We start from the raw sequence: 14,893 nt of genomic DNA on the forward strand, positions 1-14,893 counted from the left end.
CGGTGGAGAGGACCACCTCGCCGCGGGGTTCGGCGACCGGCGGCCGGCGCACGGCGTCGGCGGCGGGCAGCCAGCAGCGCTCCCGGGCGAAGGGGTAGCCGGGCAGGGAGACGCGGGGTCCGCCGCCGGGCCAGTCGACGTGGGCGCCGCGCACCCAGGCCGCGGCGAGCTCGGGCGCGCTGTGGCCGGTGGCCGGTGCGGCCGAGCGGCTCGCGGTGCCGGTCATGACGCGCGGTGAGTCCGCCCCCGCGAGGTGTCCCTCCAGGGCGTCCGCGAGGTCGTCCACGCCGTCGAAGACCACGGCGAGGCGGTGCGCCATCGGCTCTCGGGTGCGCAGCGTCGCGGCGATCGCGGCCGGGTGGGTGTCCCGCCCCTCGCCGCGCAGGAACTCGGCCGTGCGCGTGATGTGTTCGCCGAGCCGCTCGGCGTCCCGCGCGGAGAGCACACACACGTACGGCGGCTCCTGCGCGGGCGGCTGCGTCGGGGACACGTACTCCTCCAGGATCACGTGGGCGTTGCCGCCGCCCGCGCCGAACGCGCTGATGCCGGCGGTACGGGGCAGGGGGCGGCCCGCGGCGTCGACGCGCGGCGTCCAGGGCGCCCGCTCGCGCTGGAGGCGGAAGGGGGTGGCGTCCAGGTCGAGGTGCGGGTTGAGGCGTTCGGCGTGCAGGGAGGGGACGAGTTCCTGGTGGCGCAGTTGCAGCAGCACCTTGGTGAGCGCGGCCATGCCCGCGGCCGACTCGGCGTGCCCGATGTTGGACTTCACCGAGCCGATGGGGATGCGTACGCCCGTCAGGTCGTGCCCCTGGAAGGCGCGGACCAGGCCGGTGATCTCCACCGGGTCGCCGAGCGAGGTGCCGGTGCCGTGCGCCTCCAGGTAGTCGAGCTCCGCCGGGGTGCGGCCCGCCCGGTCGAGTGCCTCGCCGATCAGCACGCCCTGCGCCTTGGGGTTGGGCACGCTGAAGCCCTTGCCCGCCCCGCCGTGGTTGACGGCCGTCGACCTGACCACGGCGAGGACGCGGTCGCCGTCGGCCTCGGCCGCCGAGCGGCGCTTGAGCAGCACGGCTCCCGAGCCCTCGGCGGGCACATAGCCGTCGCCGCCCTCGCCGAAGCTGCGGCAGCGGCCGTCGGTGGAGAGGAACCCGCCCTTGGCGAGCTGGAGGTATTTGAGCGGGTGGCTGGAGACGTTGACCCCGCCCGCCACGGCGACGTCGCAGTCGCCGTCCCTGATCGCCCGGCAGGCGAGGTGCAGGGCGGTGAGCGAGGACGAGCACATGGTGTCCAGGGCGATGCTCGGGCCGTCGAAGTCGAAGAAGTACGAGACGCGGTTGGCCACCGACGCGTACGAGGACGAGGTGGCCGCCCCGGTGCCGCGCAGCGCCTCGTCGACGCCGTAGAGCTGGTAGTGGCCGTACATCAGGCCGACGAAGACGCCGGTGCGGACCTTCGAGAGGGCGGCGCGCGAGGTGCCCGCGTCCTCCAGGAGGTGCCACACCGTCTGGAGGAAGATCCGCTCCTGCGGGTCGATGTGTTCCGCCTCCACCTGGGACATGCGGAAGAACATCGGGTCGAAGGAGGCGACGTCGGAGAGCCAGCCGCCCCACTTGGCGTACGTCTTGCCGGGAGTGGCGCGGTCGGGGTCGTAGAACCGGTCGTGGTCCCACCGGTCCGCGGGGACCTCCGCCACGCAGTCCCTGCCCTCCCGCAGGTTGCGCCAGAACTGCCCGAGGTCGTCGGCCCCGGGGTAACGGCCCGCCACACCGACGATCACGATGTCGTCGTCGTCCCCTGGGGGCAGCGGCGCGGGCGGGGCGGCGTGCGGGGCCGGCGCGGGGGTGAGGGCCGTTTCCGAGGCGCCGTCCCCGGCGGGCGCGGCGCCGTTGGCGGCGGGCGCGAGGAAGGCGCGCGCCTCGGCCGGGTGGTGGGCGACCAGGAAGTCGGCCAGTTCACCGATGGTCAGGTACTCGAAGAACAGCGTCTTGGAGAGCGGCCCGAAACGTTCCTCCAGTGACCGCGTGAGACTCAGGACGAGGAGCGAGTCGACCCCGTAGTGGTCGAAGGCCTCGTCCTCGGCGACATCCTCCAGGGCCATCTTCAGCTCTTCGGCGAGGAGTTCGCGGAGGTAGGTGACCATGGGCGCGCGCAGGTCGCCGCTGTCCGTGTCCTCGGCCCGGGGGCGCTCGGCCGCCGTCCGCCGCGGCCGCGCGGTGCCGCGCAGCGCCTCGCCGATCCGCGCGCGGTCGCCCGCGGTCAGCAGGAGGCGGGAGGCGCCGCCGCGCAGGGCGGCCTCCAGGGCGTCCAGCGATGCCTGCGCAGGCAGCGGCTCCATGCCGAACTCGCGGCGCATGGCCTCGCGCGCGTCGGCGCCGAGGGACATGCCGCCGTCGCGCCACAGCGACCAGTCGACGGTGAGGCCGCCGCCGGGGCGCCGCTCCAGGTAGTGGTCGAGGAAGCTGTTGGCGTACGCGTAATCGGTCTGGCCGACGTTGCCGAAGACCGCGGCCGTCGAGCCGAACGCCACGAAGTAGTCGGGGGCGTCCGCGCGAGTCGCCTCGTCGAGGTGGACCAGGCCGCGCACCTTGGGCGCGAGCACCGCGTCGGCGTCCGCACGGCTCTTGTGGAGGACGAGCCCGTCACGGAGCGCACCGGCCGCGTGCACCACGCCGGCGATCCGGCCGAACCGGCGCCTGGCCTCGGCCACCGCCCGCTCGACGTCCTCGCGCACACTCACGTCGGCCCGGACGTGCAGCCAGCCCTCGGGCAGCGGCTCGGCCGGGTCGGACCGGCCGATGAGGACGACTCCGGCGCCCGGGTGCCGGGCGATCCGCTCCGCGACCAGCATGCCGAGCTTTCCCGTGCCGCCCGTGACGAGGTGCGCCCCGTTCGCCGCCAGGGGTGAGGCCGCGTCGCCCGTCTCGGGGAGCGTGCTCTCGCGCCAGGCGCGCACGAGCCTGCGGTGCCCGTCGTGGCGTACCTCCGGCGCGTCGTCCGGGAGTTCGGCGAGCACCAGCTCGGCGAGCTCGCGGGCGGAGGGCGCGCCGGTGTGTGTGAGCACGCTCATCCGGATGTCCGGGTGTTCCTGGCCGATGCAGCGGGCAACCCCGTCAAGCGCGGCGTGCGCGGCGTGCGCCGCCCCTGCGGCCCCGGCCCGGTCCTCGTGGACGAACAGGTAGCGCAGCGGCCCTTCGTGCTCCGCGATCCGGGTCCGGCACACGTCGAGGGCGGTGTGGAAACCGGCGCGCAGCGCGTCGTCGAGGCCGCCGCCGGACCCGCCTGCGGTGAGGTGCACGAGGTGCGAGGCGCCCGAGCGGGCGCCGATCACGACGTCCAGCCGCGGTGCGAGCACGGCGAGTTCGTCGCGCAGCGCCTCGGCGCGGCCGTCGCCGGCGTCGATGACGGCCAGCGGCCCGGCCGGCTCGGCCTGCGCGGTGGTGGCCGGTGCTTCCTGCCAGTACGGCTCGAAGGCGAGTACGCCGCGCCCGGCGGCCCCGGGCAGGTCGCGCCCGGCGTCCGGCACGGCCCGCAGGGTGAACCGCTCGACCCGCGCGACGACCGTGCCGTCGGGCGCGGTCAGGCTGATGTCGAAGACCTGGGCGTCGGTCCTGCCCTCCACCGCGACGACATGGGCGAGGCAGTCGGCGGGCAGCTCGCCGAAGAGGCGTACGGAACCGATCGAGTACGGCAGGTGTGCCGTCGTGCCCCGCACCAGGTGGCCCGCGGCCTGCAGGGACCCGTCGAGCAGCGAGGGGTGGAAGCGGTGGTCACCGACCTCGGGACGGCGCAGCCGTGCCAGGGCCTCGCCGTCGCCGAGGGCCAGTTCCTCGATGACCTGGAAGGCGGGACCGTACCGGAAGCCGAGGTCCGCGAAGTAGGCGTAGCAGTCCTGGCGGGTCCTGCGCTCGCCGCACCGGGCGCGTACGGCGGCCGGATCGATCGGCGCGGGCGCCGCGTCCTGCCCGGTGCCGTCCTGGCCGAACACCAGGCGGCCTCTCGCGTGCGGACGCTCGCCCGTGATCTCGAAGGCGCCGGAGGGCGCGACCGCCACCCGGATGTCACGCGAGCGGCCGGGCGGGAGCGCGACGGGCGCGGCCCAGACGATCTCGTCGACGCGCCGCACGGGGGCGGTGCCGTGGGCGCGCTCGCCGGCGAGCCGCGCCATCTCCAGGTAGACCACGCCGGGGAGCACGAGTTCGTCGCCGACCCGGTGGTCGGCCAGGTAGAACTCCGCGCCGGTGAGGTGTTTGGCGAAGGCGGTCCCGCCGAAGGTCGAGACGTTCTCGTCGAGCAGCGCCGACGACGCGGGGCGTGCGGTGGCCGTGGCCGGGGCGCCGGGGACGGCGTCGACCCAGTGCCGGGTCGGCTCGAACGGATACGTCGGCAGCTCGATGCGGTGCCCTCGCGGCAGCCAGGACCAGTCCACGTCGGCGCCGTCGATCCAGAGCCGGGCCAGCGACTCGAGGTCGCCCTCGGCGGACAGCGCCCGGACGAACTCCCGCCAGGCGTTGCCGCGCGTGGCGGCGGCGCGGCGCTGCGCCGCGCCGACCCGGGCGCGCAGCGCGCCCTCGGGGTCGCGGCCCTCGGCGGAGGCGTCGAGGCAGGCGAGGAGTTCGGCGCGGCCGCGGGCCACGAAGGCCAGCCGCTCGTCCATGGCCTCGCGGCCGACGCGCAGGGTGTGGGCGACGTCGGCGGGCGCGGGCCGCGCGGCGCGTATGTGCGCGGCGAGCCGCCCGGCCTGCGACCGCAGGGCCCGCTCGGTCCTCGCCGACAGGATGAACAGCTCCGCGTCCGTGCTGTCGTCGGCGGGCGCGGCGTCCGCTCCCGCCGGGGCCTCCTCGATCACCACGTGGGCGTTGGCGCCGCCGAAGCCGAAGGAGCTGACGCCCGCGCGGCGGAGCGGCGCCGCGCCGTCCGCGGCGGGCGGCGCCGGCCACGGCCGGGTGGTGTCCACGATCTCGAAGGGGCCGCCGTCCAGGTCGAGGTACGGGTTGCGCTCGCGGAAGTGCAGGCTGGCCGGGATGGTCCGGTGGCGCAGCGCGAGGACCACCTTGAGCAGTCCGGCGATGCCCGCGGCGGCCTCCAGGTGGCCGATGTTGGTCTTCACCGAGCCGATGCCGCAGCGCACGCCCTCGGCTCCGGTCGCCGCGCCGTCCCCGGCGAGCCGTGCGAAGGCCTCGGTCAGGCCGCTGATCTCGATGGGGTCGCCGAGGGCCGTGCCGGTGCCGTGCGCCTCGATGTAGCCGACCGTGCGGGGATCGACGCCGGCCGCGCGGTAGGCCTCGACCAGCAGCTCCGCCTGCGCGTGCGGGCTGGGCGAGGTGAGGGAGGTGGTGCGGCCGCCGTGGTTGACGACGACGGCCTTGATCACCGCGGCCACGCGGTCGCCGTCGCGGCGGGCCCGCGCGTGGTCCTTGAGCACGACGACGCCCACGCCCTCGCCCCGCACATAGCCGTTGGCGGAGGCGTCGAAGGCCTTGCAGCGGCCGTCCTCGCTGAGCATCTCGTTGCGGCTCAGGGCGTCGTAGAGCCGGGGGTCGAGGATGAGGCTCACGCCGCCCGCGACGGCGAGGTCGCAGGTGCCCTCGTGCAGCGCGCCGACGGCCTGCTGGACGGCGGTGAGCGAGCTGGAGCAGGCGGTGTCGACCGCGACGCTCGGTCCGCGCAGGTCGAGGAGGTAGGAGACACGGTTGGGGATGACCGACAGCGCGGCGCCGGTGAGCGTGTGCGCCTCGGCGGACCTGCCGCCGGCGCGCTGCACTTCGGCGTAGTCGGAGTTGGTGGTGCCGATGAAGACGCCGACGCGTTTGCCCGCGAGGTCGCTCGGGCGGTACCCGGCGTCCTCGACCGCCGCCCACACCACTTCCAGGAGCAGCCGCTGCTGGGGGTCCATCAGCTCGGCCTCGCGCGGCGAGATGCCGAAGAAGGCGGCGTCGAAGCGGTCCACGCCGGGGAGGAAGCCGCCCCAGCGCGAACGGGACGTACCGGTGTGCGCCCGCCAGTCCCAGCGGTCGCCGGGGATCTCGGTGACGAGGTCCCTGCCCTGCTCCAGGTGGTCCCAGAACTCCGCGAGGTCGGCGGAGCCGGGGAACCGCCCGGCCATGCCGACGATGGCCACGTCGCCGCCGCGGGGGACGGGACGGCCGGCGTCGGGCACGGCCTCGGCCGGTTCGGTTGCGGCGGGGGTCTCCTCGGCGGGGGATCCGGCGGCACCGACGGCGTCCCCGAGGACCTCGCTCAGGTGCGCGGCGACCGCGACGACGGTCGGATGGCGGTAGAACAGCGTGGGCAGGACCTCGATCCCGTACCGCTCGCTGACGCGCGTGCTCAGGACGGTGAAGCTGATCGAGTTCATGCCGAGCCGACCGAGCGGTACGTCGGCGGGGATTTGCCCGGGGTCCGTGTCGAGGATGTCGGCGATGAGACCGGTCAGCTCGGGAATGCGGGCGGCGGCGGCGCGGACGGCGGCATCGGTTCCGCGCGCGGCCGCACTGCCCGTGTGTCCTCGCTCGGCCGTCGGCGCCCCGTCGCGCAGCTCCGGCAGAGTCACCTCGCCGTGCAGCTCCGCCAGCGGTGCCCGGCCCAGTCTGCCGCGGTCCACCTTTCCGTTGAGCGTGCGGGGCAGGGCGTCCAGCTCCACCAGGACGTCGGGGACCATGTGGGCGGGCAGCCGCTCGGCGAGCGCGTCGCGGGGCGGGGCGGTGGCTCCCGCGTCGAGGACGAGGAAGGCGTGCAGGACGTTCTCGCCGCCGACCGGCCGGGCGACCACGGCGGCCTCGCGGACGCCGTCCTGCGCGCGCAGCGCGGCCTCGACCTCGCCGGGCTCGATCCGGAAGCCGCGCACCTTCACCTGGGCGTCGAGCCTGCCCAGGTACTCGATGCGGCCGTCGGGCAGTTCGCGCACCAGGTCGCCGGTGCGGTACCGGCGCTCGCCGTCGAGGGTGACGAACCGTTCGGCGGTCAGTTCGGGGCGGCCCAGGTAGCCCGTGGCGAGGCCCGCGCCGCCGATGTACAGCTCGCCGGGCATCCCGGGCGGTACCGCCCTGCCCCGCGCGTCGAGGACGTACAGGCCGGTGTTGGCGATGGGGTGGCCGATGGTGACGCGCTCGCCGGGGGCGAGCCGGCACACGGCCGACCAGATGGTGGTCTCGGTGGGTCCGAACATGTTCCAGACCTGGCCCGCGCGGGCGAGCAACAGCTCCGCGGTGTCCTGGTCCAGCGCCTCTCCCCCGCACAGCACCTTCAGCCCCGGTGCTCCCGTCCAGCCGGCCGCGAGCAGCATCTTCCAGGTGGCGGGGGTCGCCTGGACGACGGTGGCGGGGCTGGACTCCAGAAGTTTGCGCAGGAGGACGCCGTCCCGCGCGATCTCCGCGGGCACGATCTCCACCCGGCCGCCGGTGATCAGCGGTAGGAACAGTTCGAGGGCGGCGATGTCGAAGCAGACGGTGGTGAGCGCGAGCAGATGGTCCTTGTCCGTCAGTCCCGGCTCCTCGGCCATGGACAGGAGCAGGTTGGCCAGCGCCCGGTGCGGCACCTGGACGCCCTTGGGGCGGCCGGTGGAGCCCGAGGTGTAGATCACGTACGCGGTGTCGTCCGGGCCGGGCGCGGGGAGTTCACCCGTCTCGGGGCCGCCCGTGGGCTCGTCCTCGGCCTCGATGACCAGGACCGGCGCGCCGAGGTCGACGCGGGCCCCCGGGCCGGTGATCAGCAGGTGCAGCCCGGCGTCCTCGGCCATGTACCGCAGCCGGTCGGCCGGGTAGCCGGGGTCGAGCGGCACGTAGGCGCCGCCCGCGGCGAGGACGCCGAGCAGGGCGACGAGCATGTCGGCGGACCGCTCGACGAGCACCCCGACGTTGCGTCCCGGTGCCACTCCTCGGCCCCGCAGGCGGGCCGCCAACGTGGTGACGCGCATGCTCAGTTCGCGGTAGGTCAGCGTCGTGCCGCGGTCGGCCACCGCCACGGCGTCGGGGGTGCGCAGGGCCTGTTCGGCGAGGAGGGTGGGCAGCACGCGGTCGGCGGGGAAGTCGCGGCGCGTGAGCCGCTGCCGCTCCTGGGCGCGGGCGGTGTCGGCGGGGCTGCGCAGGGACAGGGCGCCCAGCTCGCGGTCGGGGGTGGCGAGGGCGGAGTCGAGCAGCAGGCAGAAGTGCTCGCCGAGCCCGCGCACGGTGTCCTCGTCGAAGAGGTCCGGGTCGTACTTGAGGCAGTAGCGGGCGCCCTCGCGCTCCTCCACGACCTCCAGGGTGAGGTCGAACTCGCCCTCTTGATGGACACCGTGGAACACGCCGGCGACCGGGCGGACGTCGGTGTCGTCCTCGACCCAGTTCTGGAAGTAGAAGGCGGTGTCGAACAGGCGCGAGGCGCGCAGCTCCTCGGCGAGGCTCAGCAGCGGGTAGTCGCTGTGCTCCAGGGCCTCCAGGGTGGTGTCCCGCACCTGGCGCAGCAGGCCGCGGAAGTCCTGGCCGTCCGCGATGTCGTGCTTGAGGACGACCATGTTCATGAAGTAGCCGAGGACGTCGGTGTAGCGGGCGGAGGGCCGGCCGGCCACCGGGGTGCCGATGAGGACGCGGTCCTGCTGCGAGTAGCGGTGCAGGAGTGTCGTGTAGACGGTGAGGAGCACCGCGAAGAGGGAGGTCCGCTCGTCGCCCGCGAGGTCCCGTGCCGCCCGGACGCGGGCCGCGTCCAGGTGCCCTTCGACGGAGGCTCCCCGGTGGCCGGGCACCGCCGGGCGGGGCCGGTCGAAGGGGAGTTGCAGCGTGGGCAGGTCGCCGGAGAGCCGGCGCAGCCAGTACGAGCGCAGCTGCTCGCCGCGTGGTGAGCCGAGCAGGTCCCGCTGCCAGTCGACGAAGTCGGCGAAGGTGGCGGGCGGCTCGTCGGCGGGCGGCTGTCCCCGGTAGTACGCGGACAGCTCGCGCAGGAAGACGGCGATGGACAGGCCGTCGAAGACGATGTGGTGGAAGGTGAGCAGCAGCACCTGCCGGGCGTCGGCGAGGGTGAACAGCGTGACCCGCAGCAGGGGCCCGCGCCCCAGGTCGAAGGGCTCGCGGACGCACTCCCTGGCCGCCTCGCGCACGAGGTCCGCGGACGGGGTGTCCAACCGCCTCTCGGTGAAGGCCAGTTGCTGTCGCTCCTCCACGATCTGGTGGTCGCCGTCCAGGCGGGCGCGGAGCTGGGGATGGCGGTCCACCATGGTCTGTAGCGCCTCGCGGAGGGCGGTCGGGTCGGTCCCCGGTTCCAGCCAGAACGCGAGCGGCAGGTTGTAGGCGTACGTGCCGGGCGCTGTCTGCTCGATGACGCTCAGGGCGCGCTGGCCGGCCGACAGGGGGAAGCGGAGCGGCGGCGCCGGGGCGGCGCTGTCGGGCACCGCGCCGGTCAGCTCGCCGATGTGGTCGCTCAGCTCGCGCAGGGTGGCGTGCTCCAGGAGGTCGCTCAGCCGCAGCCGGACGCCCAGGTCCTCCTCGATGACGGCGGCGATCTTCATGCCGCTCAGTGAGTCGAAGCCGTAGTCCGCGAGGAGCCGGTCGGGGTCGACGGGCTCGTCCAGTTTGAGGGTGGCCGTGACGATGCGGCGGAGCGTGTCCAGCGGGCCGCGGCCGGAGGGGTTGGCCGTGGCGGGCGGCGCGGCCTCGCGGGGGGCGGTCACCGGTGCGCGGTGGCCGGCGCCCGCGTTCACACCGATGATCACGTGCTGGCCGAGGTGGGCGCCCCGGTCCAGGACCAGGGCGTCGGCGAAGCCCTCCTCCAGGAGGAGCCGTTGCCAGGTCTGCGCGGTGGCCAGGGGCGCGTCCTTGATGCGGAGTGCCTCGTCGGTGAAGGCCCACCAGCCGTCGAGGACCCCGCCGGTGACGGTGATGCTGCTGCGGATCGCGGTCAGTTCGTTGAGCACGAGCCTGCCGCCGGGACGCAGCAGCTCCCGGGCCTTGCGCAGGGTGGCACGCAGGTCGCCGGTGGCGTGCACGACGTTGGTGGCCACGACGATGTCGGCGCTGCCGGGGGTGTGGCCCTGTTCCGCCAGGTCGCGTTCGAGGTTGAGCGTACGGAACCGGGTGAACGGATGGCGTGTGCCGAACCGCTGCTCGGCGCTCTCCAGGAACTGCGGCGAGATGTCGGTGAAGACGTACTCCGCCCGGTCGGCCCAGCCGGCGAGGGCGGGCAGCACGCGCTCGGTGGTCGCTCCGGTGCCGGCGCCGAACTCGACGACGCGCAGCCGCTCGCCCGCGCCCAGCTCCTCGACGCGCTGCCGGGCGTGGTCGGTGACCGCTTCGGCGACGAGTTCGTTGAGGGAGTCGGTGAGCGGATTGCCCCGGTAGAAGTCCTGGACGAGGTCCATCGACGCGTTCGGGAACATGATCTCGGTCGCACCGGTCTCGCCGCGCAGCACCTGCGGATAGTGGCGCAGGAACAGCCGGGTCAGCTCCACCGTGGCCCGGATGTCCGGATGGTCGGCGGCGATCCGGTCCAGCTCGCGCTCGGCGTACTCGACGCTCGTGCCCGCGCCGTCGGCGCCGTCCGGGTCCGCGTCCGCCGCGAGGACCTCCACGGCGTCGCCGTGCACGGTCAGGTGCCCGGCGTCGGCGAGGATGTTGAGCAGGGCCGCGTGCAGCCGACGGTACTTGGGCACGATGCCCAGCCGGTCCGCGAGCGCCGTGACGCTGTCCCGCTCGCCCTGCCGCAGGAAGGCGCCCATCCGCCGGTAGACGCCGAGCAGCGCCGCTTCGCAGAGCGTGGAGAGGCGGTCGTAACCCTCGATGACGGCGTCGGCGCCGGGCCCGGCCGGTGCGGGCGCGGTGAACCGCTCGCCGAGCGGCGACGCGCGGTGGCCGAGGGCCGCGAGGGCCCGCGCGTCGGCGCGGATCGGCATGACCTGGACGGGGCCTTCGGCCAGCACCCGCTCCAGGCAGTCGAGGCCTTCGCGCACGGTGAACTCGGCGACGCCCGTCCTGCGGAACACCTCCTGGAGCCCTGGCTGCGCCCCGGAGCCGACCCGCCCCCAGTAGCCCCAGTTCACCACCCGTACGGGATACGGGAGCCGGGTCGAGAGGTGGCGTCCGTAGGAGTCGAGGAAGGAACTGGCCGCCACGTAGGCGGCGTTGCCCGCCGCGCTGACGAAGGAGCCGACCGAGCTGAAGAGGGCGAGGAAGTCCAGGGGCTCGTCGCCCAGCGCCGCCACGAGCGCGAGGGCTCCGTCGACCTTGGCGGCGAGGGCCGCGCGCAGCTCCGGTTCGGTCAGCTCGGCGATGGTGCTGGCGTTGAACGTCATGGCCGCGTGGAAGACGCCGTGCGGGGCGCCGAACCGCCCTCTGGCCTCGGCGACGGCGTCGCTCAGCGCCGCGGGGTCGGACGCGTCCGCCCGCAGGTGCAGCAGCCGCCCCCCGGCCTCGCGCACGCGGTCGGCGGTGGCGCGCTGTTCGGCGTCGAGTTCGCCTCGGCTGATCCACACGATGCGGGCCCGGTAGCGGTGCGCGAGCTCTTCGGACAGGGCCCGGCCGATGCCTCCGCTGCCGCCGACCATGAGGTAGGTGCCGCCGGGGCGGTAGGGCGGGCGCCTGGGCGCGGGTACGGGGGTGCGCACGAGTTGCCGTACGTGGCGGCGGCCGGCCCGCAGCAGGACGGCGCGGCCCGCCGGGTGCGGGGGTTCGGCCAGGAGCGCGGGCAGGGCGTCCGCCGTGTCGGTGCCCTCGATGTCGACGCAGGTGATGTCGAGGTGGGGGCATTCGGCGGCGAGGACCTGGGCGTATCCGAGGATGCCCGCCGCGTGGGGGTTGTCGTCGTGGGCGCCGGCCGTGACGACGGTGATCCGGGGGCCTGCGCCATGGCTGCGGAAGAGGGCGAGCACCCCGTCGCGCAGCGCGGCTTCGAGGCTGTCGGGGCGGTGCAGTCCGCCGAGGTGGTACAGGTGCCGCACGGGCCGGGCGAGCAGTGTGGCCGGGTCCTCGCGGTCGAGCCGCAGGAGGCGGGCTCCGGGGTGGTGGCGGAGTAACGCCTCGGCGAGCGGGCCGGGTTCACCGGCGGTGAGGACGGCCACCTCGTGGCCCTCGTAGGCAGCGGTTTCGGCGCTGGTGGTGCGGTGCGCGGGCCCGGGACGTTCCTGCGGGCACCAGACCGGCTGGTAGAAACCCAGCTCCGGGGCGTCCTCGCGCGCCTTCGACGCGGTCGGCGCGGCGTCGTCCGCCCCGGTGAGCCCCCGCACGGAGGCGCGTACGGCGTCGGCGGCCACCGGATCGGCGGGTATGAGATCGCCGGGTACGGCGTCGGCACGTATCTCCTGGCGCACCGTTGGCGCGGACGCGTCACGTAGGGGCTGCGCCGTCCGTGGGGGCTCGGGTATCCAGTAACGCTTGCGCGCGAAGGGGTACGTGGGCAGGCCGATGCGGCGGGCGCCGCTGTCCGGCCACCGGGCCTCGATGCCCTGGGTCCACAGCCGGGCGGCCTCGCTCAGGTCGCCGTCGGTCAGGGCGCGCGTCAGCCGGTCGGCAGCGTCGGTGGGGAGCGAGCGGCGGCCGCGAGCCGCGTCGTGCAGCGCGATGCCGCTCTCCACGCCGTCCGCGACATCCCGCAACACGGCCTGGACATCGGCCAGTTCACGCGCGGGGAAGGCGAGGCGCACGTCGAGCTGCTCCCTGCCGACTCGCAGCGTGTGGGCGAAGTCGGCGAGGGACGGCGCGGGGTCGGACCCGGCACGGGCCAGCTCTCGCAGGGTGGTCCTGTCGGAGACGGTCGTCGCGAGGCCGAGGCGTTCGCTGAGCACGGCCAGTTCGGCCGCGCCGAGCCCGTACTCGGCGAGTTCGAGATCGGCGTCGAGGTCCTGCGGCTGGACTCGCAAGATGTCGGCGGCCACCCGGACGCACTCGTCGAGCGGCTGCCCCGTGCCCGGCCGCCGGTCGAGGAAGTCGGCGAGCTCGCGCGCGTAGGCCCGCAGCCGCTCCTCGCTCAGCGCGGACAGGACGATCAGTTCCTCCGGCGAACCGCCGGGCGCGGACGCGCGGGGCCCGGCCGGCGGTGCCAGGTACTCCTCGACGATCAAGTGGGCGTTGGCCCCACCGCCGCCGAACGAGCTGATGCCGGCCCGGCGCGGCCCTTGTGTCTTTCGCCCGTCCTGGTCGCGCAGCACGGGACGGTGCCAGGGCGCGGCCTCCTGCTGTACGTGGAAGGGGGTGCCGGTCAGGTCGATGTCGGGGTTCAGCTCCGCCGAGTGCAGGGACGGCGGCAGGACACCGTGCTTGAACTGCATCAGCACCTTGGTCAGGCCCGCGATGCCCGCCGCCGACTCCAGGTGCCCGATGTTGGACTTGAGGGAGCCGATGGCGCAGCCGCCCGGGACGGCGTCGGCGCCGGCGCGAAAGGCCTCACGCAGTCCGGCGATCTCGATGGGGTCGCCGAGGGGTGTACCGGTGCCGTGTGCCTCGACGTAGCCGACGGTGTCCGGCGCGACGTCCGCCCGGCGCAGGGCCGCGGTGATCACCTCGGCCTGGGCGGTGGGGTTCGGCACGGTGTAACCGCTGGTCTTGCCACCGGCGTTGATCGCCGATCCCTTGAGCACCGCGTAGACGCGGTCGCCGTCGGCCTCGGCCGCCCGCAGCGGCTTGAGCAGGACGGCGCCGACCCCTTCGCCGTCGACGAAGCCGTCCGCGTGGGCGCCGAAGCTGCGGCACTCGTCACCGCGGGAGATCATCTGACGGTCGGCCAGCATCCGCAGGTGCATGGGGTGCAGGATGAGGTTGACCCCGCCGGCGAGCGCCATGGCGCACTCGCCGCGGCGCAGGCTCTCGCAGGCCAGGTGGATGGCGGTCAGCGACGCGGAGCAGGCGGTGTCGACGGTCAGGCTCGGCCCGCGCAGGTCGAGGACGTAGGAGACCCGGTTGGCGATCGACCAGTGGGCGGAGCGCGCGTGCGTGTGCTCGCCGAAGGCGCTGCTGTGCCCGGCGAGCCATTCGTAGTCGTTGTTCATCACCCCGGCGAACACACCCACCGCGCCGTGCTCGCCCAGCCCGCGCGGGCGGTACCCGGCGTCCTCGATGCCGGCCCAGGCGGTCTCCAGGAAGAGACGTTCCTGCGGGTCCATCTCCTCCGCGTCGGAGGGAGAGATCTGGAAGAGCAGCGGGTCGAACTTGTCGACGTCGTCGAGCCAGCCGCCCCACTTGCTGTAGGCGCGCCCGTCCTTGGCGTCCGGGTGGTAGTGCGCGTCCACGTCCCAGCGGTCCGTGGGCACCTCGCTGACGCAGTTGCGGCCCTCGACGACGTTGCGCCACAGCTCGTCCGGTGTCCGCGCACGGGGATAGCGCCCCGCGAGGCCGATGACCGCGATGTCCTCGGTGGGGCGTCGCGACGCGGTGGTGGGAGCAGCCTGTTGCCGCACGGATGCCAGCAGCTTCAGGAGAAGAGCACGCTTGTCGTCCATAGACCTTCGTCTCATCCGGGTGCCTTGCGGCTCGAATTAGGGCGGCCCACAGCACCGCGCCACAATGCGGCGCGGTCCAAGGTGAACAATTCGTCAATGAGGGCTGAAGATATTCAGCACCGATCAAGAGTGTCGGCTCGCGGTCGGCCTACATGAGACGGAACTCACGTGCGCGTGGAAAAGGTGCCTGCCGGTGCGGCGAGGCATCAGTCGAGGGATTGTCCGGACCAACTGTCACGAGACTGACCGGGCGAAGCGAAGAGCGACGGCCGTCAACTCCACTTGCGTCACTGTCCGTAGGCATGCTCAGCGGTCGACCCCCCGTCAGCTTCATCGGTCAACTGAAATCTAACACTTGATATCCAGAAGCGGCAACCATGTGATCATTTACGCGTCCACACCTGATCAGATATTCAACTAAACTGCGCCGAACCCTCGTTGGCCAGCCAAAACCACTTCTCCGGGGGCTTCCGTTCCGTCGCGTCGGGAGGCCTTCCGGGCGAC

General features: G+C 74.0%; 1 protein-coding gene (cut by a window edge). It reads right to left on the bottom strand.

Going from position 1 to position 14,893, the window contains the following annotated elements; all coding sequences use genetic code 11:
• Nucleotides 1-14,389: the 5' portion of an amino acid adenylation domain-containing protein gene (locus tag ACZ5GP_RS00370; RefSeq protein ID WP_468748613.1), read on the bottom strand. It extends 8,837 nt beyond the left edge of the window; the window shows 14,389 of its 23,226 coding nt (coding positions 1-14,389); its start codon is at nt 14,387-14,389; its stop codon lies off the left edge, out of view.
• Nucleotides 14,390-14,893: the final 504 nt, after the last annotated feature.

It is taken from the genome of Streptomyces sp. NPDC031466 (assembly GCF_055581265.1).